The sequence below is a fragment of the Dokdonella fugitiva genome (assembly GCF_014138265.1).
Lineage (GTDB): Bacteria > Pseudomonadota > Gammaproteobacteria > Xanthomonadales > Rhodanobacteraceae > Dokdonella_A > Dokdonella_A fugitiva_A.
The window spans coordinates 216011-238584 of the sequence record NZ_JACGXL010000008.1; the positions used below are offsets into that span (position 1 = coordinate 216011).

Here is a 22574-nt window from a genome sequence, read left to right on the forward strand (position 1 = left end):
TGGCCGGGCGCCGCAGCGGAAGTGACGCGACCGTGATCGAGATCTCCGGATACCGCATCCTGCGCCAGCTCGGCCGCGGTGGCATGGCCACGGTCTACCTGGCGACGCAGGAATCGGTCGAGCGCGACGTCGCACTCAAGGTGATGTCGCCCGCGCTGCTCGTCGATCCGAACTTCGGCGAGCGCTTCCTGCGCGAGGCGCGCATTGCCGCCAAGCTGCATCATCGCCACGTCGTCGGCGTCCACGACGTCGGCCATGCCGGCGACTGCCATTACATCGCGATGGAATACCTCGCCGGCGGCGCCGTTCTCGCGAAGGACGGCAGCACGCGCGACGCCGCGTTCGCGCTGCGCGTCGCGCGCGAGATCGCCGGCGCGCTGAACTACGCGCACGAGAAGGGCTTCGTCCACCGCGACGTCAAGCCGGACAACATCCTGCTGCGCGACGACGGCTCGGCCGTGCTGACCGATTTCGGCATCGCGCGCGCGTTCGATTCCAGCCTGCGCATGACCAAGACCGGCGCGATCGTCGGCACGCCGCACTACATGAGCCCGGAGCAGGCGCGCGGCCGCACGATCGACGGTCGCGCGGACCTGTACAGCCTCGGCATCGTGCTCTACGAGATGCTCGTCGGCCGCGTGCCGTACCACGCCGACGACTCGCTCGCGGTCGGCATCAAGCACATCACCGAGCCCGTGCCGCAGCTGCCGCGTTCGCTCGAGTCCTTGCAGCCGCTGCTCGACCGCCTGCTCGCGAAGGAGCCGGAGGACCGCTACCAGACCGGCACCGGCGTCGCCGCGGCGATCGCCGAGTTCGAGCGGCGCGTGCCGGCCGCCGCGTCGTTCCATGCCGAACGGTCCGCTGCCGGCGAGGACGGCGCGCTGCCGTCGATGCGTCCTTATAGCGATACGCCAGCCATGCCGATGCCGGCGATGGCCGCGGATGCGCACGAGCGTGGCGAACGCAACGAGCGAAACGAGCGCGCTGAGCGAAGCGAGCGCAGTGAGCGCAATGAACGGGTCGAGCGCAACGAGCCGGCGATCGGTCGCATCGACCAGATCGTCGCCGCGCTCGACGCCGAACCGATGCGCGCCGACCGCGATGCGCCGGCCGCGCGCGCGGCACGCCTGCCGCGTCGCCGGCGCGGCGTCGGTGCGCTCGTGGTACTCGCGCTGCTCGTCGCAGGCGGCCTCGCGGCCTGGCACTGGCAGGATGCGCTGCGCCGGCTGCTGCCACGCACGGAATTCAACGACACGCTCACGCGCGCGCAGCGCGCGCTCGACGCCGGTCGCCTCACCGGCAACCAGGGCGACAGCGCGCGCGAGCTGTTCCTCGCCGCGCGTGCGCAGGATCCCGACAACGACACCGCGCGCCGCGGCCTCGACACGGTCGGTCGCAAGCTGCTCGAACAGGGCGAAGCCGCGCTCGCGCGCGGCGACGTCGCCGCAGCACAGGCCTCGCTGGACGCCGCGCGCGACCTGCTCGGCGGTGGCGCCGGCGTCGACCGCCTCGCGCAGGCGCTCAAGGAGCGCGACGCGAAGGGCGACGAGACCGCCCAGGCGCTGGAAGGCGCGGCTGCCGCGCTCGATGCAGGCCGCCTGCTCGGCGCGGACGGCGCCGCCGGGCTGTACCAGCGCGTGCTCGACGGCGATCCCGGCAATGCGCTCGCCCAGGCCGGCTTGCGCAAGGTCGCCGATGCGCTCGCCGCGCAGGCGCGCGCCGCGCTCGCGGCTAAGGATCCCGCCACGGCCGCCGCACGCAGTGCGGAGATTTCCCGCGTGCTGCCGTCATGGCCGGGCCTGCCGCAACTCAACGGTGACCTCGCGCAGGCGCGCGACGCCGCACGCATCGCGCTCGAAGCGACGCTCGACCGCGCCGACGCGCAGGTGCGTGCCGGCGACCTTGCCGGCGGCGACGGTTCCGCACTCGAGCTGTACCGCGCAGTGCTCAAGGAGGACCCGGCCAGCGCGCGCGCGAAGCAGGGCCTGCGCAACGTCGCGCAGGCGTTCATCGTGCAGGCGAACGCCGCGATCGACGACGACAACGCGGGCGAGGCCGGCCGCCTGCTCGACGAGGCGACCCGGCTGGCGCCCGATTCAGCCGACCTGCGCGCCGCTCGCGTGAACCTGCGCGAGCTGCGCGAGCGGCTTGACATCGCTGCGCAACGCGTGCCGATCACGCCCGCGCAGAGCGCGCAGGTGCAGCGTCTGCTCGGCGACGCCACGCGCGCGGCCGCGGCCGGCAACCTGATCCTGCCGCCGGGCGACAGCGCCTACGACAAGTACCGCGCCGCGCTCGCGATCGACCGCGACAACCGCGACGCGCAAGCCGGCCTCGCGCGCCTGCCGATCCACGCCAAGGAACTGTTCGCGCAGGCGCTCTCCGACGGCGCGCCGCAGCGTGCGCGCGCGCAGCTCGACGCCGTGCGGCAGATCGCGCCGGAAGACGCCGCGATCGCCGGCATGAGCGAGAAGCTCGCCAACGCGTTCATCGACCAGGCCGACGCACGCATCGGCGAAGGCCGCCGCGCCGAGGCCACGCGCGCGCTCGACGCCGCGCGCGAACTCAGCCCGGCCAACCCGCGCATCGCGCCGCTCGACGCGCGCCTGCGTGCGATGGACACGCGCGGGTAACGCGTGTGGCCCGGCCGCGCGAGCTCGTTCCCGGCAATTGCTATTTCGCGGTGTTCTACTACGACACCGACCGGCTGCTGCCCTACGTGCAGACGCTTGTCTATCGACGCGTCGACGAACTCGAAGACGGCGAGCGGACCTGGATGTTCGAGGAAGCAGATGACTCCATCCCCTGCGGTTTCCGGGACGACCAGCTCTACCAGGTGCTCGACCTCGATGGTTTGCGTCGAGCGCTGGCGGGATTGGCGCCGGATCATCCATTGAGCGCGCCGTCGGAAGCAGCTTCGCCGGTCGGGATGGACGAGGCGGTAGGTCGCGAACTGCGTGCAAGGGCCGAGGCCTTCATGGCGGATCCGGACGCGCGTGCACTGACGGTGACCGTCCTGTTCACGGACGATGCGTTGTCGCTCAAAAAGCGCCGTGACGGTGGTCTCGAAATCGGCTTCTTCACGCACCCTCGATGCGACGACGAAGACGAACGGCTCCTCCGCCTGTTCGCCGAAGACCATGTAGCGCCGCATGTCGACTACCTCGCGGACAGGGGTAGGACGCGCGTGCTCGAATTCGCGCTTCGGTTCGCCGCGCTCGACGACGTCGTCGACCTGTGCGGAAGGGTTTTCACGGACATCCATGCAATGCGTGAGGACGACACCTTGACCTTTCACATGATCGGCGAGGAATCGTCGTCGAAGGAGGCGTGACATGTGCCTGCTGCTCGTCGCCATCGACGCCGCCCCCGGATTGCCGCTGCTCGTGCTCGGCAATCGCGACGAATTCCATGGCCGCGACAGCGCGGCGGCTGCGCGCTGGGACGAGGACAAGCGCGTCGTCGGTGGGCGGGACCTCGTCGCCGGCGGCTCCTGGCTCGCGCTGCGCAACGACGGCCGCTTCGCTGCGGTCACCAACCTGCGCACCGGCGTGCCGGCGACGGCGCCGAAATCACGCGGCGCGCTCGTGCGCAATTTCCTGCTCGGCGAGGCGACGCCGGTCGTCTACCTCGACCTGCTGCGCACGCAGCTCGCCGACTACGGCCCGTTCAACCTCGTCGTCGGCAACCGCGACGGCGTGTACGCACTCGGCAGCTCCGAGGGGCTCATGCGTCCATTGCGGCGCGGCGTGCACGTGATCAGCAACGGCGCGCTCGGCGTACATTGGCCCAAGACCGAACGCCTGCAGCGGCGCTTCGGCGAACTCGTGCGCAGCGGCCACGTCAATGACGAGGCGAGCGTGCTCGACCTGCTGCTCGACGAGACGCAGCCGGCCGACGAGGAACTGCCCGACACCGGCGTCGGCCTCGACCTCGAACGGCGCCTCGCGCCGGTGTTCATCCGCGGCGAGCGCTACGGCACGCGCGCGGGCAGCCTGCTCGTGCGCCACCACGACGGTTCGGTCGCGCTGCGCGAGCGCCGCTTCGGGCCGAACGGCCAGGCGCAAGGCGAGGATCGCTGGGCGGCGCTGGCGAATGCCGCGTTCGAGCAGACCGCGGCGTTCTGAGCGCGTGCGTCAGCCGGCTTCCTGCGCGCGCAGGTCGGCGTAGTGTTCGAGCAGCAGGCGGCGCAGGCTTTCGTGTGCGCGGCGCGAGGCGACGTCGAGATAGATCGGCGCGCCGTCCGTGCATCGCACGAGCACGATCGTCGCGCGCGTGGCGGCGTCGCGCAGGCCGGGTCCGCGCCACGCACCGATCAGCGTCGCCGTCGATGCCGCTTCTTCGGCGCCGAAGCGCCCGCGCGCGATACCGTCGTCGCCGATGCGGACCCAATCCGCGCCCGCGGTGACGCGCGCGAGCTGCACGTCGTCGAGCGTGGTGACTTCCGCCAGTGGCAGCAACGTCGCGGCGGCGAGGCCGTCGCGCAGCGCGACGACCGCACGATAGTCGTCCGGTAGCGTACCGACGCGCCTCACGGTGTCGTCGACCGCTGCCGGGGATGGCGCGGTCGCATCGACGTCGCGCCAGCGCGGAATGCCCAATTGCAGAGCGGCGAGGCCGTCGACGAGCGTGCGCAGGTCGGACGTCGCCGACTCGGCGAGCACGCGCTCGCGCGCGGCCGCGACGCTGCGTTGTCGCGCTACTTCCATCGCCGCCTCCACGTGGCGCTCGACGAGCCAGGCATGCAGGTCGGGATAGGCAGTCGCTCCTTCGTCGAGGAATTCGATCACGCGGCAGCACGCGGCTCCCGCAGTGTCGTAGAGCACCCAGCCGTCGTCGGCGGACCCGGCGATCACCATCGCGCGCGCGAGCTGCGCGCGCGAGACCGCGTGCTCGCCGCCATCGACATCGGACAGCTGCACCGGCGTGGTGCCGTTGCCGGACATCGCGTCGAGCCACTCTGCGGCCAACTCTCCGCCGCTCACCAGCGCCACCGGTTCGCGCCAGGCGAGCTGCGTGCGCTGCGGTGCGCGCGCGAGGTCGCGAAAGTCGGCCGGCAGCGCGACACCGAGCCGCTGCGCGGCTGCTTCGAACGCATCGTCGGTCGGGATCGGCGGCACCTCGGTCGCCGTCGACGGCGAGCGCGTCGCGTCGAGTTCGCGTGTCGAAGCGGCGATGCCGTCGAGCAGCGCCGGCGTCGCCAGTCGCGACGACGCGAGCTGCTGTGCTTCACGTCGCGCCGCGTAGGCGCGATAACGCGCTTCCGCCGCGCTGTCGACCACCGTCGGTGCCGCCCGCGTGCGCACGAGCGTCGCCGCGAGGTCGCGCACCGCAGGGCTCGCGAACGGCAGTGCGAATGCGGCGACGTAGATCGTGACCAGCCATGTGCGCGTGCGCGGCTGCGGCGGCCGGAGCGCGAGCAGCGTACGCAGGCGGAGCACGCGCACGAAGCGCTGCGCGAGCTTCGCGTGCGGCGTGTCCGCGTCGATCGCGGCGAGCAACCGTTCGTCGAGCGCGCGTCCGGCGCGCGCATCGAAGCCCGCGTCGGCGCGCAGGCCGCGCAGCAGGCGCGCGTCACGCCAATGGTTGCGCAGCGCGAACAGCTGCAGGCCGACCAGCGCGAGCAGCAGCCACCAGTGCAGCGCGACCGCGAGTGCGATGCCGGCGAGCGCGAGGCATGCGACGACCGCCGCCTCGAGGCGCTCCCATCCCCGCGGCAGCAGCGACTGCACGAAATGGCCGCCGTCGAGCGGCGGGATCGGCAACAGGTTGAGGTAGTTGAGGACGAGCAGCAGAGCCGCGGCGAACGTGAGCGTGCCGGGCGCACCCGCGTGGGTGATGGCGACGAGCAGCAGCCAGCCGAGCACGATCCCCGGCAGCGGGCCCATCAGGCTCACCAGCGCGCGGTGGCTGCCGCGCGGATCGGTTTCGACGCCCGTGGTGACGCCGCCGAGCAGGGGCAGCAGCACCATCTGCACGTGGCGGTAGCCGAGCGCGCGCATCGCCAGGTAGTGGCCGGCTTCATGCAGCACGAGGACGGCGGCGATCAGCATGGCGGTCGCCGCGCCCCACAGCGCGCCGCCGAGCAGCGCGAACAGCGCCGTGGTCGCCGCGAGCAGGCCGAACTGCATCGCCGGCGTCGGTGCGCGTTCGCGCCCGCGCTCGAACAGCGCGAACAGCGCGAGCTGGCGCCCGAGCTCGACCGGCGTCGCATCGGGCCGCTGCTTCGACGCGCGCAGCAGACGCAAGTAGAGACGCAGCATCGCGAGCAGGCGCAGGCGCAGCCGGCCGTCGTGATCGCGACGCAGTACGCCGCGAGTTTCGAGGTCGGTGACGAGCGCCTCGAAGCGCGCCGTGCTCGCCGCGGCGATGGTCGCGGCATCGGCATCGGCGTCGTCCGGCGCGCGCTCGGCCGGATCTGCGTCACGCCACGCGCGATGGGCGCGGTACAGGGCGTCGAGGCCGTCGACGGCGAAACTGCGCCGTCGGGAGCGCGCCGTGTCGAAGAACTCGTCGACGACGCTGTAGCGGAAGCTCGACAGCGAACGACCATCCTCGAGCAGCGACGAGAACGTCGGGACGAGGCGATTCGGCTGCGCGAGGTCGACCGGCGGCTGCAGGCTCGCGATCGTGCCGGTCGCGCGGTCGACGAACGTGCGCAGGAGCGTCGGCGGGCCGTGCCCGGAAGCATCCTCGAGCAGCATCCATGCTTGCGGCTCGAAACCGAGCGCGGCGAGCGCGCGCTCGTCCTGTTCGAACAGGTCCGCGTACGGACGCGGGGCCGAGGCGACCGGCGCCGCGCGCCAGCGCCACTGCGGGACGCTGATCGAGGCGAGCTGGCGCAGCACGAGGATCAGCTGCAGGCAGAGCAGCCCGACGACGAGGCCGACGATCTCGATCACGGACGTGCGCGGCCGGTGTCGACGAACAGGCGTTCCACCGCGGCGCGCGCCGCAGCGAACGAGAAGTGGCGCTCGACGTTGGCGAGGCCGTTCGCGGACAGCGTGTTCCACAGCGTTTCGTCGCGGTACAGGCGCACGACGTCGGCCGCGAAAGCGACGGGGTCGTCGGCGACGAGCACGTCCTCACCTACGCGCACGTGCATGCCTTCGACCGCGGCCGACGTCGCCACGACCGGCAGGCCGCAGCTCATCGCCATGTTCACCTTGCCCTTCACGCCGGCGCCGTAGCGCAGCGGCGCGATCGAGACGCGGCAGCCGTCCATGTACGGCAGGATGTCCTCGACGTAGCCGTGCACGATCACGCGATCGTCGGCGAGCGCGCGGATCGCCTCCGGCACGCGGCTGCCGATCACGTGCACGCGCACGTCCGGCAATTCGGTGCGCACGTGCGGGAACACCTCGCCGACGAACCAGGCGACCGCGTCGGTGTTCGGCGGGTGCTGGAACCCGCCGACGAAGACGAGGTCGCTGCGCTCGCCGAACGGACGGCGGCAGCCGTACACCTCGTGCACGTTCGACAGCACCTCGACGCGCGCACCCGGCGCGTCCTGCACGAGCAGCGCCTGCTCGACCGGACTGACGACGAGGGTGACGTCGCACTCGCGGATCAGGCGCAGTTCCTGCGCGCGCGTCGCGGCGGCGTGGCGCGCGAGGGCCGCGTCGCCGGCGAGTTCGGCCGCACGCTGCTCGCGCAGGTAGTGCAGGTCGACCGTGTCGAACACGACGCGCGCCTGCGGCGCGTGCAGGCGCACGAGGCCGAGGTAGGGCGCCGCGACGTAGTGGCGCGACAGGATCACGAGATCGAACTCGCGGCCGCGCTCGCGCAGCAGCTTGAGCGGATCCTGCGCGTACGGCGCGTACAGCGCCTCGACGCCGAGCTCCTGCAGCGCGGCCGTGTAGCGCTCGACGTACAGGCGGTTCTCGGGCAGGAAGCTCGTCTGACAGCCGAGGTCGGCGAGCACGCGCATGAGGTTGACCATGCGCAACGAGCCGGAGTCGTGGTCGGGCATCGGTGTCGTCGCGTCGACGATCAGCACGCGGTGCTTCGCGCGATGGGTCGCGGCGACCGTGATCGGCGTACCCGGCTTCGGCTGGCGCGCGAGCGCGTCCTTCCACTTCCCGACGAACTTGTCGCGGTTGACGACCTGGTAACGCTTGGTTCCGCTCGCGGTGTCGGTGCCGGAGGTGATGCCTTCGAAGTGCACGACGACCGACGCGGGCTCGACGTGCACCTCGAGTCCGGCCGCGCGCACCGCGAAGGCGAGATCGGTGTCCTCGTAGTAGGCCGGCGTGTAGCGCGCGTCGAAGCGGCCGAGCCGCTCGAACAGCGCGCGCCGCAGCAGGATCGCCGCGCCCGAGCAGTAGTCGACTTCGCGGCGGAACGAATAGCGCGGATCATCGGGATCGCCGAAGCGGCCGACGTTCCAGCCCGAGCCGTCGTCGAACACGATGCCGCCCGCTTCCTGCAGGCGCCCGTCCGGATAGACGAGCTTGGAGCCGACCAGCCCCGCGCGCGGCGTGCGTTCGATGCAGCGCACGAGCGCATCGAGCCAGCCCGCGGTGACGACCGTGTCGTTATTGAGGAACAGCACGTATTCCCCGCGCGCTTCGGCCGCGCCGGTATTGCACGAGCCGATGAAGCCGAGGTTCTTCGCGTTGCGGATCGCGCGGATGCCACCGACGCCGGCGAGGCGCTGCGGCGTCGCGTCGCTGGAGCCGTCGTCGACGACGATGACTTCGAACGACGTCTCGCCCGCGTGTTCGCCGAGCGAACGCAGGCAGGCGAGCGTGTAGGCGATCTTGTTGTAGACCGGGATCACGATCGACACGCGTGGCGCGTCGCTGGTCGGCAGCGCGAACGGCGTCGCGTCGTCCTTCGGCTCCGCGTACGTCGTGCGCGGCCTGGCCGGGCCGCGGCCGCGCAGTTCCTGCAGGACGCGCGCGAGCGTGCCGGCGAGGCCGCGCTGGGCGAGGCTGCCGCGCGTGCGTGCGAAGACGCTGCGCAGGCGCGCGCCGCGGAACGCGAGCGACTCGCGCAGCCCGCGCACGCGCGCGTTCGCGCGGCGCAGCGGCGCCGTGACGCGCCACGACGTGCTCGCGAGCATCTGCTCGTGGATCGGCTTGACGTGCTGCAGTTCGGTGTCGAGCGCGAGCGCCCAGCGCGTGCGCGCATCGAACTCGCGGCGCAACTGCGCGAGCTCGCGGTCGAGCGCGTGGCCCCAGTCGCCGCGACGCTCGCTCTCCTTCGTCGCCACGGCGAGCCGGGCCGACAGGTCGTCGCCGCGCGCGCGCGCGCGGCGCGCCGCATCGACCGCGACGGCTGCTTCGAGCAGCGCGGCGTCGGCGTTCGCGAGCGGGTAGCGCAGCGGCGCGCGCGACGGCAGGTGCAATACGCGCCGGTACGCCGCCGCCATCGCATCGGTCGAGTCGGCGACCGCGGTATGCGCGCGCACGCGCGCGAGCGCCGTGCGGTCGGCCGCGAGCGCGGCGACGCGCGCGACGAGCGCGCCGGCGTGCGCATCGACGAGGAAACCGTCGCGACCCTCGTCGATGCGTTCGGCGAGCGCACCGACGCGCGTCGCGACGACCGGGATGCCGAGGCTGCGCAGTTCCGACAGCGTGTAGCTGAAGGTTTCGGCGACGGTCGGCAGCAGCAGTGCCGCGTCAGGCCGGAGGCGTGCGAGCAGCGTCGGCAGCTCGTCGCGGCGGTAGTCGAGCAGCACGTGCACGTCGCGCTCGCCGAACAGCGCGTGCGCGTCGGCGCCCGCGCCGAGGAGGAACAGTTCCGCGTGCTCGCGCAACGCGGGCAGCGCGGCGGCGAGCAGCTGCGCGCCCTTGCCCTTGCGCACGCGGCCGGTCATGACCAGGCGCAAGCGCGCGCGCGCGGGCGGCTCGTCCACGCGCGCGCTGCCGTGCGGCCATGCGGCGAGGCCGTGCGCGACGACGTGCGCGGGTAGTGCGCCGAGTTCCGGTGCGAGGCGCAATTGGTTCGCGAGCGCGGAACGGCTCGGCGCGACGAATGTCGCGCGCGCATCGAGCGCGGCGGCGACGAAACCGTCGCGCAGGCGGCGCCAGTGCGCGGCGTCGCGATTCGCGAACTCGGCGTCGTCGCCCTGCGCGGCGAGATCGGCAGCGCGCTGCGCATCGTCGAAGCGCAGCGCGGTGTCGCCGAAGTCGCGATGCAGGGTCGGCCACAGCGGGTAGTGGTCGTGCACGACGCAGGTCGTCGGCAGGCCCGTGCGCAGCGCATCGAGGCTGTGGCCGATCAGCGAGGAGACGATCACGGCGTCAACGCAGTACGTGCGCGTCACGTCGGCGAGCAGGTCGCGATACGTGCGGTCGGCGAGCGCGGTGTCGGCGATCGTTCGCGGCAGTGGCCAGCGGCGCAGCGGCGGCCCGGCCAGCGCGCCGTCGAGCAGTTCGAGCCACTCGCCGTGGCGGCGGCGCACGAAGCTGCCGCGCGCGACCAGCACGAGATGATGCGCGTGCATGTCGGCGGCGGCGAAGTCGCGCACCCAGCGCTCGGCACCGCCACCCCAGCCATGCAGCACGTGCAGGATCACGGGTTTCGCGTCCAGGCCCGGCTTCCCCGGCGCGATCGTCGTCGCGAGCGCGGCCCCGATGCGCTGCCGCAGCGGGTCGAGCGGTGACGGCGGCGGGGGATCGCGCGGATCGCGTTCGTTCGGATGCGTGCGATGCGATGCGACGCCGCCACCGACGAACAGATGATCGAGCACGACGATGCGCAGGCCGGCCGCATCGAGGGCATCGCGGTCGATGGCATTCCTGGCGCCGAGCCGGGCCAGGCGTTCGCCGTGCCACGCGGAGAGCGGGCTGTCGGCGGACGGCATCGGATCGTCGACCAGCACCCGCTGCGAATGCGCGAAGCACAGCGCATCGATGCGGGCGATCGTCGCGTCGGCTTGCGCTGCTTCAGGGAGCGCGCGGAGCCGGGTGTCGTCGAGCGATCGCGCGCCGACGACGTCGGCGACGTCGAGCGCGCGCAACAGGCGTTCGCAGGCGAATTCGGGCAGCACGGCGTCGGCGCGCACGAGCACGAGGTGTTCACCGGGGAAGCGCCGCGTGGCCGCGTCGAGCAGCGCGGCATCGGTCGAACCCGGGTCGATGTCGGGGATGCGCTCGACGTCGTCCCAGGCGGCCGTCGCGGCACCGCCGCCGAGCAACGCGATGCGCGCCGGCACGGGCAGGCGGGAGCGCAGCGCGTCGAGTTGCGCCGGCGACGCGCCATCGACGGCGTGGATGCACACGCGCACGCGGGCGTCGCGCAGGACCGTGCCGTCGCCGTCGGACGGTGGGGCGGCGAACGGGCTGGCGTGCATCAAGGCTCCGGGGCGCGGGCGTGCGGGGCGCGATTATCGCCTATTCGCCCGTCGCGCCGCGCCCGCGGCCCTTCGCGTTCGACCGGCACGGCCGCCTGCCGCTACACTCGCGCCGCCCTCGGCATGCCCCACCGGAACCGCGCTTGTCCTTCCTGTCCCGTTCGCTCGACGTCCTGCGCGTGACCTGGCGCGTGCTGCGCATCCCGTTCCTGGTCGGCTGCGGTTTCGCGATCGGCTTCCTCGTTCCGTACGCGTGCTACCTCGACAGCGAGGTGCGCAGCCGCTTCGACGACCTGTCGTGGGACTTGCCGAGCCGCGTCTACGCACGGCCGCTGCTGCTCGCGCCCGACCTGCCGATGAACGCGGACATGCTCGGCGCCGAGCTCGCCGCCGCGCGATACGACGAGGACGCGCAGGCGCAGGTGCCCGGCACGTTCCATCGCGACGGCGCGCGCTGGACGATCGCGCGACGCGCCTTCATCTACCTCGACGGCCGCGAGCGCGAGAAGCGCATCGCGCTGACCCTCGCCAATGGTCGCGTCGCCGGGCTTGCCGACGCCGACAACGGTGCCGCGCTCGAGCGCGTGCGGCTCGACCCCGCGCGCATCGCCACGCTCTACGGCGCGCAGCAGGAGGACCGCCGCTACGTCGCGCTCGGCGAGATCCCGCCGCTGCTGCTGTCCGGGCTGCAGGCGGTCGAGGACCGCGAGTTCAAGCATCATCACGGCATCAATGTCGGCGCGATCGTGCGCGCGGCCTGGACCAACCTCGTCGCCGGGCACGTCGTGCAGGGCGGTTCGACCCTGACCCAGCAGCTGGTCAAGAACCTGTTCCTCGATCGCGGCCAGACGTTCTCGCGCAAGTTCAACGAGGCATTGCTGTCGCTGCTCATCGAGGCGCGCTACGACAAGAAGCGCATCCTCGAGGCGTACGTCAACGAGGTGTTCCTCGGCCAGCAGGGCGCGCAGGCGGTGCACGGCTTCGCCGCCGCGAGCGAGTTCTATTTCGGCCGCGACCTGCGTTCGCTCGGCGCCGCCGACATCGCGCTGCTCGTCGGCATGGTGCAGGGGCCGAGCCTGTACGACCCGCGCCGCAACCCGGAGCGCGCGCTCGGCCGGCGCAACGTCGTGCTCGGCGTGTTCCGCGACACCGGCCTGCTCGACGACGCCGCGTTCGCCGCGGCGAGCAGGCAGCCGATCGGCACCGCCGCGAACGCGACCTTGCCGCGCGACCGCTATCCCGCGTTCCTCGAGCTCGTGCGCCGGCAGATTCGCGAAGGCTTTCCCAACGCCGAGCTCAACAGCGCGGGCCTGTCGATCCACACCACGCTCGCGCCGTCGGTGCAGTCGCTCGGCGAGGATGCGATCGACAAGGCGCTCGCGAGCCTCGGCAAGCGCGGCGACGCGGTCGAAGCGGCGCTCGTCGTCACCGGCGCGCACGACGGCGAAGTGCAGGCGGTGATCGGCAGTCGCGACGTCGACGAACCCGGCTTCAACCGCGCGCTCGACGCGCTGCGCCCGATCGGTTCGCTGGTCAAGCCCTTCGTCAACCTCGTCGCGCTCGCGCAGCCGCAGCGCTACTCGCTCGCGACCCTGCTCGACGACGGCCCGATCGACCTGCCGCAGCCCGGTGGCGGCCGCTGGCGGCCGGAGAACGACGACCACCAGAGCCACGGCCAGGTATTGCTCGTCGACGCGCTGATGCAGAGCTGGAACCTCGCGACGATCAACCTCGGCCAGCGCATCGGCATCGATCGCGTGCGCGGCTTCCTCGATTCGTTCCGCCTCGGCCGCGCGATCAACCCGAACCCGTCGATGCTGCTCGGCGCGATCGACCTCAGTCCGTTCGACGTCGCGCGCCTGTACCAGTACCTCGCCGCGGACGGCCATGCATTGCCGCTGCGCGCGGTGCGCGGCGTGCTCGACGCGAAGGGACGACCGCTGTCGCGCTACGAGGTCAAGCCGGGCGGCGGCGACTACACGACCGCGACGCGCCTCGTCACGTACGCGATGCAGCAGGTCGCCATCGGCGGCACCGCGCACGCGATCAGCGACGCCGGCCTCGGCTGGCTGCACGCGGCGGGCAAGACCGGCACCAGCGACACGCAGCGCGATTCGTGGTTCGCCGGCTTCACCGGCGACACGCTAGCGGTCGCGTGGGTCGGTCGCGACGACAACAAGCCGACCGGCCTGTTCGGCGCGACCGGCGGCCTGCGTGTCTGGATCGAGCTCATGAAGCGCCTGCCGAGCGTGCCGCTCGTGGTGCCGCAGGACGGCATCGAACGCGCGTACATCGCGCCGGCGTCGGGCAAGCGCACGGACTCCGCGTGCGCGGGGGCGCGCGAGCTGCCGTTCGCGACCGGCTACGCGCCGACCGAGGAAGAACATTGCCCGATGGACCAGTTGCGCAACTTCTTCGGCAGCGGCGGTTAAGGCGGGCGTGCGAGAATAGGCGGTCTCCTTGGTACCGACCGGCACGCCCGGTCCCGATCGCATGAAATCGCATTGCCTCGTTCCCGCCACGCTCGCCCTCGTCCTCGCCGCCTGCGCCCAACCGGGCCCGCCACCACCGCCACCGCCGCCGCCGGTCGACACCGCCGCCGCCGTGAAGGCGATCCGCGCCGCCGGCGACGGGCTCGATTCCGCGGTGCAGGTGCAACCGCTGCGTGATGCGGCGATCGACGGCTTCATGAAGCGCGCGCGCGAAGCGGAGACGCGCCAGGACTACGCCGCCGCCGCGAGTGCGGCCGACGACGCGCTCAAGCTCGCGCCGGATGCACCGGACCTGCTGCAGTACCGGGCCGAGATCGACGTCGCGCGCGCGCAGTGGAACGAAGCCGAGCGCCTCGCCTTGAAGAGCCACTCGCTCGGTCCGAAGTCCGGCAGTCTGTGCGCGCGCAATTGGCAGACCGTGGTCGAGGCACGCACCGCGCTCAACGACGGCCCGACCGTCGCCGCGGCGCGCCAGCGCCTGCAGGAATGCCGCATCAAGCCGTTGCTGCGCATGTGATCGCGCGACGGCCTTCCGCGGATCGGGATTGGGGGTCGGTCTGAAGCGCTCGCCGCGTCGTTTTCCAAGCGCGCCTCGCGCGTCGACGACGCGCGCGTGGGCGCGCGCGCGCACCCGTGCGGCGCGGCCGATCGCGAGCGCGCCTGCATGTTGAGCGCCGCCGAACTGCTCGGCCCGGAAGGGCCGTTCGCGCGCGAAGTACCCGGCTTCGCGCCGCGCGAGGCGCAGCAGACGATGGCGGCCGCAGTCGAGGAAGCGATCGCCGAGCGGCAGATGCTCGTCGCCGAGGCAGGCACCGGCACCGGCAAGACCTACGCCTATCTCGTGCCCGCGCTGATGTCGGGCAAGCGCGTGATCGTCTCGACCGGCACGAAGGCGCTGCAGGACCAACTATTCCATCGCGACCTGCCTCGTGTGCGTGCGGTGCTCGGCGCGCGCCTGTCGGCGGCGCTGCTGAAGGGGCGCGCGAATTACCTCTGCCTGCACCGCCTCGATCAGGCGCACAAGGAAGGCCGCTTCGCGAGTCGCGAGCAGGCCGCTCAGTTGCAGGCGATCCATGCGTGGTCGCGCCGCACGCTCGCGGGCGACCGCGCCGAACTCGCCGAGATCGCCGAGGATTCGCCGCTGTGGCCGCGCGTGACGTCGACCACCGAGACTTGCCTCGGCGCCGACTGTCCGATGTTCAACGACTGCTTCGTCGTGAAGGCGCGCCGCGCCGCGCAGGAAGCCGACCTCGTCGTCGTCAACCATCATCTGCTGTTCGCCGACCTCGCGATCAAGCAGGAAGGCTTCGGTGAAATCCTGCCCGGTGCGCACGCGTTCGTGCTCGACGAGGCGCACCAGATCCCCGAACTCGCCGGCCAGTTCTTTTCGGTCACGCTGTCGGCGCGCCAGCTGACCGAACTCGTCGGTGACGTGCAAGCCGAGTGCGCGAACGTGAGCGGCGCCTTCGCGGTGCTGCAACCCGTGCTCGAGCCGCTGGCTGCGGCGATCAAGCGCCTGCGCCTCGCACTCGACCGTTTCCCGGCGAAGGGCGCGTTCACGCAGATCGAGCGCGATGCCGACGTCGAGCACGAGCTCGCCGAACTCGCCGGCGCGCTCGGTGCGCTCGCCGAAGCGCTCGACAAGCATTCGGCGCGCAGCCGCGGACTCGCGAGCGTGGCCGAACGCGCGGCCGAGCAGACCGCGCGCCTCGCCCATCTCACCGACAGCGGCGCGCGCGATGCGGTGCACTGGTACGAACTGAGCGCGCACGGCTTCGCATTCCACGCGACCCCGCTCGACATCGCCGGCCCGCTGCGCGAGCTGCGCGCGCAGAGCCACGCGGCGTGGATCTTCACCTCGGCGACGCTCGCGGTGGGTGGCCGCTTCACGCATTTCGCGCGCCAGGTCGGCCTGTACGATCCGGTCGAACTGCGCGTGGACAGTCCGTTCGACTACGCGCGGCAGGCGCTCGCGTACCTGCCGAAGGGCTTGCCGGACCCGGCCGCCGACGACTACGTCGAGCGCGTCGTCGACGCCGCGGTGCCGGTGCTGGAAGCATCGAACGGGCGTGCCTTCCTGCTGTTCACCTCGCATCGCGCGCTGCGGCGCGCGGCCGAGCTGCTGCCGCCGCGCGTGCCGTTCCCGCTGTTCGTGCAGGGCAGCGCGCCGCGCAACCTGTTGCTCGAGGCGTTCCGCGCCTCGGGCAACGGCGTCCTGCTCGGCGCGGCGAGCTTCTGGGAAGGCGTCGACGTCGCCGGCGACGCGCTCAGCCTCGTCGTCATCGACAAGCTGCCGTTCGCGGCGCCCGACGATCCCGTGCTCGTCGCGCGTCTCGATGCGCTGCGCGAGGCCGGCGGCAATCCGTTCGCCGACTGGCAGGTGCCGAACGCGGTCATCGCGTTGCGCCAGGGAGCCGGGCGGCTGATCCGCGACGTGCACGACCGCGGCGTGCTGATGCTGTGCGATCCACGCCTCACCACGCGCGGCTACGGCCGCCTGTTCCTCGCCAGCCTGCCGCCGTTGCCGCGCAGCAGCGATCCGGGCGACGTGCGGCGGTTCTTCGGCGCCGCCGACTGAGCGCGCGCGCGCTCGTTTCCATGCGATTTTCGTGCCTTCCGCACGGCGGCGCCGATCCACGCGCGGATGCAAGCAATGCGCCATCCGCATTCGCTGCGCCGCACAAATCCTTTCCACGAAAGTCGATGTAGTCTCTGGCGTTGGAGTCTCCGCTGCCGGGACAGACACCCTACGGCCGTGATGGCCCGAAGGGAGTGGAAAAGGGGTGGCGATCCAGTCGAAGGTTCCTTAGCGAATCGCATTGCGATGCGGTCGGTCGCGATGGTCGCTTTTGTAGTCATGTACGAAATCCGGAGAGCACACATGGGGAATTCGCTTCGTCTCAAGACGCTCGCTTCCGCGGTCAGCGTCGCCCTCGTCGGCGGCGTGGTCGCATTGCCGGCACATACCGCGTTCGCGGCAGGGCTTGTCGTCGACAAGGTCGCGAACAGCGCGCAGGACCGCCAGACGCTCGCTGAGCGCAAGGTCTACATCATCCGCTTCGCCGAAGAAGGCTTGATGCACTACGCGGGCGGCGTCAACGGCCTCGCCCCGACGGCTCAGGACGGCAGCAAGCGCAAGGTCGACGCGAAGTCCTCCGCGTCGGTCGCCTACCTCGACTACCTCTCGGCGCAGCGCAACGCGCACGTCGATGCGATCAACGCGGCGATCGGCCGCACGATCAGCGTGCCGCACAGCTACGCGGTCACCATGAACGGCATCGCGTCGGAGCTGAGCCTCGCCGAAGCGATCAAGGTGAAGAGCCTGCCGGGCGTGAAGAGCGTGAAGGCGGCCGGCGAGTACCGCACGACGACGTTCCGCGGGCCGGAATTCATCGGCGCCGACACGATCTGGAACGGCACCAACGTGCCGGGCGGCGTCGGCACGCGCGGCCAGGGCGTGGTCGTCGGCGTCATCGACACCGGCTCGTTCGCGGCGCATCCGTCGTTCGCCGACGATGCGGCCTGCGGCTTCAGCGCAGCCAACCACAAGCTGCTCAGCACCGCGGACTGCCTCACGAGCTCGGGTGGCCTGTGCACGGGCACGACGCCGGAAGCGAATTCCGGAAACGGTCACGGCGTGCACACGGCGAGCACCGCCGCGGGCAACACGCTGACCAGCAGCGCGGTGCCGCCGCCGGTGATCCCCGCTCCGTTCACGCAGATGTCGGGCGTCGCGCCGTGCGCGAGCCTGCGCACGTACAAGGTCTGCGCGACCAACAACTGCGACGGCGCCGCGATCGATGCGGCGATCGAGAACGCGATCACCGACGGCGTCGACGTGATCAACTTCTCGATCTCGGGCGGTTCGGATCCCTGGAACGACACCGACCGTCTGTTCCTCGATGCGGTCAACGCCGACATCTTCGTCGCGGCCTCGGCCGGCAACACGCGCGCCGAAACGCCCGATCCGGTCGGCCAGGTGAACCATCTCGGAGCGTGGGTGACTACGGTCGCGGCGTCGACCCATGACGGCAACGTCGCACGTGACGGCGAGCTCACGATCACGGGGCCGGGCACCGTGCCGCCGGCGCTGCAGAATATCTCGCTGAACCCGGGTTCGGGTCCGAACACCGGTGCGGCGGCGACCAACAAGCCGATCGCCACGAGCGCCGCGAACCCGCTCGGCTGTACCGCGAACGGCGGATTCCCGGCCGGCTTCTTCACGGGCAAGATCGCGCTCATCTCGCGCGGTACCTGCACGTTCGAAGAAAAGATCAACAATGCAGCCGCGGCCGGTGCCGATGTCGCGGTGATCTACAACAACGCGGCGGGCGTGATCAACATGAGCGTCGGCGGCGCCTCGCTGCCGGCGTACAGCATCCTGCAGACCGAAGGCCAGGCGATCGTCGCATTCCTCGCGGGCGACTCCGTGTTCGCCGACGGTTTCGACGGACCGGTGACGCCGCCTGATGCGACGGCCGATTTCACGCCGGGCGTGAAGCAGGGCGACGTGCTCGCGGGCTTCAGCCTGCGCGGCCCGAGCGCGCTGACCTCGGTGACCAAGCCGGACGTGACCGGTCCGGGCGTGAACATCTACGCCGCCGTCGATGCGGGATCGGGCAACTACGGCTACCTCAGCGGCACGTCGATGTCCTCGCCGCATACCGCGGGCGCGGGTGCGCTGCTGCGCGCCGCGCATCCGACCTGGACCAACCAGGAAGTGAAGTCGGCGCTGATGCTCACCGCGTTCACCGGTGGCCACAAGGAAGACCTCACCACGCCGTGGGATCCGGATGATGTCGGCAGCGGCCGCATCGACCTGACCAAGGCGGCGAAGACGGGCCTCGTGATGAACGAGACCTACGCGAACTTCCTCGCCGCGAATCCGGCCACGTCGGGCGATCCGAAGACGCTGAACATCCCGAGTGCGCGCAACCTCGCGTGCGACAACGGTTGCGACTTCACGCGCACGTTCCGCAACACGCTGGCGACCGCGTCGAACTGGACCGCCTCGGTGGTCAACCCGGCCGAACTCGACGTCACGGTGAGCCCGACCACGTTCAGCTTCGCTGCCGGCAACACGGCCGCGACGCAGGCGCTGACGATCCACGGTGCGACGACCTCGGACATCACGGTCCCGGCGTTCGCCGAAGTCGTGCTGCACGAGAACGGCGGCCAGTCGCCGGACCTGCACATGTACGTCGCGATCGCGGGCACCGCACCGGTCGGCAATCCGAACATCATCGACAGCGGTCAGCTCGACCTCGCCGTGCCGGCAACGGTCGACGGCCTGTACGTGAACTGGATTTCGCATGCAACCTGTGCGACGAACTGCACGGGCACGGCCTTCAACTTCGACCCGTGGCTTTCGAGCGGCAACCTGTCGTTCTTCTGGCCGAACAATGCCACGAGCAACGAAGCGGGTGTCGTGAGTTCCGGTACGACGTACGCCGTGCTCGCGTCGGGTGCGACCATCGGTCCGGCGTCGACCTTCACGGCCGGTACCGCGACCGCGAACACCTCGGCCTGGCGCGCCGGCGTCACCAACGGGTTCCTCGGCTTCAAGTTCAATTGTCCCGCGGGCGTCTGCTTCGGCTACGCGCAGCTGACCACGACTTCGCCGAACGGCTTCCCGATGACGGTCAACCGCTGGTGGTACGACAACTCGGGTGCGGCGATCACGATTCCGTAGTCGCGGCATCGCATGCTGTCTTCGGAGGCGGGGGAAACCCCGCCTCTTTTTTTTGAGCGGGTGGGTTGCGCGCTCGCCGCTCGCATTCAGAAAGCGCTCATGCGCGCGCATGCCATCATGCGCGCCATGGAGACGCCGGCCGGGTGCTTACGGGGTATCGGTATCGCGCTGTTCGCCGCGATGCTCGGCGCGTGCGCGACATTGCGCACGGACGTTCAGAAGCCGTCGTCGACCGCGCTGCCGGCCGTCGCCGACACGGCGTCGACGCGCTACATCGCCGGCGAAGTCGCCGCGCATCCGGGGCAGTCGGGGTTCCGTCCGCTGCTCGGCAACGCGAACGCGCTGATGAGTCGCGTCGTGCTCGCCGACGCCGCGCGCCATTCGATCGACCTGCAGTACTACATCTTCAAGAACGACTTGACCGGTCGCCTGCTCGCGCAGCGCCTGCTCGCGGCCGCGGACCGCGGCGTGCGCGTGCGGATCCTGCTCGACGACCTCGACATCTCGAAGGAAGACCGCATGCTCGACGCGCTCGACGCGCACCCGAACGTCGAGGTGCGCCTGTTCAACCCGTTCCGCTTCCGCCAGCGCTCGATCGTCTCGAAGGCGGGCCAGTTCCTGCTCGAAGGGCCACGCCTGAACCGGCGCATGCACAACAAGGCGTTCATCGTCGACGGCATGCAGGCGATCGTCGGCGGGCGCAACATCGGCGACGCGTACTTCGACGCCGGCGACGACGTGCATTTCCGCGACCTCGACGTGCTCGCGATCGGCCCGGTGGTGCCGCAGGTCGCCGCGATGTTCGATCGCTACTGGAACAGCGACGCGGCGTTCCCGGTGACTGCCTACAGCGACAACGAGGTCAGCGACGCGAACCTGGCGACCTTGCGCGATCGCCTGCTGCGCGACGCGCGCGCCTTCAAGCAGAGCGACTACGCCGACGTCGTCGCCGAGGACCTGCCGAACGGGCCGAGCGCCGAGCGCAAGGGCGCGTGGTTCTGGGGCGAGGCGCACCTCGCCGCGGACGATCCGGACAAGGTCGATCCCGCGCCCGGCGTCGACGAGCGCCGCCTGCGCCACATCGCGCCCGCGTTGCGGCGCGTGCTCGACGCGACGCGATCGCAGGCGTTGCTCGTGTCACCGTACTTCATCCCCGGCGACGAAGGCGTCGCGCTGCTCACCGGGCTCGTCGCGCGCGGTGCCTCGGTGAAGGTGCTCACCAACGCGCTCGCGGCGACCGACGAGCCCGAAGTGCACGCGGGCTACGCGAAGTATCGCGAAGCCCTGCTCAAGGGCGGCGTCCAGCTGTACGAGCTCAAGGGATTGCGCGGCGTCACCGACCAGCGCGCCTACGGCACCTCGTCGGGCGTGAGCCTGCACGCGAAGACGATGGTGATCGACCATCGCCGCGTGTTCGTCGGCTCGATGAACTTCGATCCGCGCTCGGTCGCATTGAACACCGAGATGGGCGTGATCGTCGACAGTCCCGGCCTCGCCGACGCGATCGAGCAGTTCTTCGCGCACGCGACCGCGCCGGACAACGCCTACCGCGTCGAACTCGACCACGGCCACCTGCGCTGGACCGGCCAGGACGACGGCAAGGCGGTCGAGTTCGACCACGACCCCGGCGCGTCACGCTTGCAGCGCGCGAAGCTGCGCATGCTGCGCCTGTTGCCGATCGAAGGGCTGCTCTAGCGTGCGCAAGCGCCTGCTCGCGTTCGCCGGCGCGCTCGCGCTCGTCGCGGCGGCCGCCGCCGCGTGGCAGCTCGCACCGCGCTTCACCGACGCGACGGTCGCCGACGTGTTCGACACGGCGCAGGCCTGGCGCGGATCGGCGTGGGCGATCCCCGTGCTGCTCGGTGCGTTCGTCGTCGGCGGCCTCGTCGCGTTCCCGGTCAACCTGCTCGTCGCGCTCGCGATCGTCGTGCTCGGTACGCGGATCGGTGCGCCATGTGCGCTCGTCGGCGTGCTGCTCAGCGCGGTCGTGCTGCACGAGATCGGTCGCGCGCTGCCCGAGCGGTTCCACGCGCGGCTCGCCGATCCGCGCTGGCGTCGCCTGCGCGACCGCATCCTCGCGCACGGCATGCTCGCGGTCGCCACGGTGCGACTCGTGCCGGTCGCTCCCTACAGCGTGGTCAGCCTTGCTGCGGGCATGCTGCGCGTGCGGCGCGTCGACTACGTCGCCGGCACCGCGCTCGGCATGGCGCCGGGCATCGCCCTGTACGCGGCGTTCGCCGACCGCGCCGAGGCCGCATTGCGCGATCCCCATCCGCTCGCGTGGCTGTCGTTGTTCGGCGTCGTCGTGGTGATCGTCGCGCTCGCCTGGTTCGCGCGCGCGCGCCACCGCGCGCACGACGGCCGTTGATGCGCATCGCGACCTGGAACGTGCACGAAGCCGTCGGGGTCGACGGCCGCTGCCTGCCCGCGCGCATCGCGCGCGTGCTGGCGGAACTCGACGCCGACGTCGTCGCGTTGCAGGAGTTCTCGCCGCGCCGCGGCACCGTCGATGAACTCACGAAGCAGCTCGAGGACGCCGCGAAGGCGACGCTCGTCGTGATGCCGACGTTCCTCAAGCGCGGCCGCGTGTTCGGCAACGCGCTGCTGTGCCGCCTGCCGATCGTTTCGGTCGACGCGCGCGACCTCGCACTCGAGCGGCGCGAGCCGCGCAACCTCATCGACGCGCGCATCGACTGGGACGGCCGGCCGTTGCGCGTGCTCGCCACGCACCTCGGCCTGCGCCGTGCCGAGCGCATCCGCCAGGTCGAACGCGTCGACGCGTGGCTCGACGACGACGACGCGCCGATCGTGCTGCTCGGCGACTTCAACGAATGGCGCCTGCACGGCTGCCTCGCGCCGATCGAGCGCCGCCTCGCGCGCGTGCCCGCGCCGCCGACATTCCCGTCGCCGGCCCCGATCGCACGACTCGATCGCATGTTCGCCTCGTCCGCCGTGCGCGTCTCGCACGTGCACACGCACCGCAGCCGCAGCGCGAGCATCGCCTCGGACCACCTGCCGCTCGTCGCGACGCTCGAGCGTGGCTGAACGCGGGGCGGTGCGGACAGCCGCCGCTCAGCCTCGCGCGCCTAGC

The 22574-nt window shown here is 71.5% G+C and carries 12 protein-coding genes and 1 pseudogene; 10 read left to right on the forward strand and 3 right to left on the reverse strand.

The genetic code is table 11. From position 1 onward, the window contains the following. Nucleotides 1-32: 32 nt before the first annotated feature. The 3 genes from FHW12_RS20340 to FHW12_RS20350 are packed head-to-tail and all read left to right on the forward strand — an operon-like array spanning nucleotide 33 to nucleotide 4127. A complete protein-coding gene (locus FHW12_RS20340) occupies nucleotides 33-2633 on the forward strand; it encodes a serine/threonine-protein kinase (protein ID WP_182532896.1) in 2601 nt (866 codons plus the stop codon). Nucleotides 2634-2638: 5 nt separating this feature from the next. Beyond that, nucleotides 2639-3334, forward strand: a complete 696-nt coding sequence (locus FHW12_RS20345; RefSeq protein ID WP_182532897.1) for a hypothetical protein — start codon at nucleotides 2639-2641, stop codon at nucleotides 3332-3334. Between the two features lies 1 nt (nucleotide 3335). Further along, entirely contained in the window at nucleotides 3336-4127 is a 792-nt protein-coding gene (locus FHW12_RS20350; protein WP_182532898.1) for an NRDE family protein, read from the forward strand. Nucleotides 4128-4136: 9 nt separating this feature from the next. Here the strand turns inward: FHW12_RS20350 and FHW12_RS21715 are convergent, their stop codons facing one another. The 3 genes and pseudogenes from FHW12_RS21715 to FHW12_RS21870 form a co-directional block, all read right to left on the reverse strand. Beyond that, nucleotides 4137-6902 carry a site-2 protease family protein gene (locus tag FHW12_RS21715; protein ID WP_182532899.1) on the reverse strand — a complete coding sequence of 922 codons (2766 nt, stop codon included), beginning with the start codon at nucleotides 6900-6902 and terminating at the stop codon, nucleotides 4137-4139. Then, nucleotides 6899-9010 carry a glycosyltransferase gene (locus tag FHW12_RS21865; RefSeq protein WP_428993638.1) on the reverse strand — a complete coding sequence of 704 codons (2112 nt, stop codon included), beginning with the start codon at nucleotides 9008-9010 and terminating at the stop codon, nucleotides 6899-6901. The genes FHW12_RS21715 and FHW12_RS21865 overlap by 4 nt, the downstream gene beginning before the upstream one ends. A 417-nt stretch (nucleotides 9011-9427) precedes the next feature. Then, a pseudogene (locus FHW12_RS21870) lies at nucleotides 9428-11302 on the reverse strand (glycosyltransferase); the annotation flags it as partial. Nucleotides 11303-11445: 143 nt separating this feature from the next. Between FHW12_RS21870 and mrcB the strand changes: the two are divergent. The 7 genes from mrcB (at nucleotide 11446) to FHW12_RS20395 (ending at nucleotide 22528) form a co-directional block, all read left to right on the forward strand. Continuing rightward, nucleotides 11446-13734, forward strand: a complete 2289-nt coding sequence (gene mrcB / locus FHW12_RS20365; RefSeq protein WP_182532972.1) for a penicillin-binding protein 1B — start codon at nucleotides 11446-11448, stop codon at nucleotides 13732-13734. A gap of 61 nt (nucleotides 13735-13795) precedes the next feature. Continuing rightward, nucleotides 13796-14311 carry a tetratricopeptide repeat protein gene (locus FHW12_RS20370; protein ID WP_182532901.1) on the forward strand — a complete coding sequence of 172 codons (516 nt, stop codon included), beginning with the start codon at nucleotides 13796-13798 and terminating at the stop codon, nucleotides 14309-14311. Nucleotides 14312-14458: 147 nt separating this feature from the next. Then, nucleotides 14459-16372 carry an ATP-dependent DNA helicase gene (locus FHW12_RS20375; RefSeq protein ID WP_182532902.1) on the forward strand — a complete coding sequence of 638 codons (1914 nt, stop codon included), beginning with the start codon at nucleotides 14459-14461 and terminating at the stop codon, nucleotides 16370-16372. Nucleotides 16373-16675: 303 nt separating this feature from the next. Further along, complete coding sequence (locus FHW12_RS20380; RefSeq protein ID WP_182532903.1) at nucleotides 16676-19486, forward strand: S8 family serine peptidase; 2811 nt, start codon at nucleotides 16676-16678, stop codon at nucleotides 19484-19486. Nucleotides 19487-19585: 99 nt separating this feature from the next. After that, nucleotides 19586-21181, forward strand: a complete 1596-nt coding sequence (locus FHW12_RS20385) for a phospholipase D family protein (protein ID WP_259393178.1) — start codon at nucleotides 19586-19588, stop codon at nucleotides 21179-21181. A 1-nt stretch (nucleotide 21182) separates the two neighbouring features. Beyond that, nucleotides 21183-21851, forward strand: a complete 669-nt coding sequence (locus FHW12_RS20390; protein ID WP_182532904.1) for a VTT domain-containing protein — start codon at nucleotides 21183-21185, stop codon at nucleotides 21849-21851. Beyond that, complete coding sequence (locus tag FHW12_RS20395) at nucleotides 21851-22528, forward strand: endonuclease/exonuclease/phosphatase family protein (protein WP_182532905.1); 678 nt, start codon at nucleotides 21851-21853, stop codon at nucleotides 22526-22528. The genes FHW12_RS20390 and FHW12_RS20395 overlap by 1 nt, the downstream gene beginning before the upstream one ends. The last annotated feature ends 46 nt before the right edge of the window (nucleotides 22529-22574 follow it).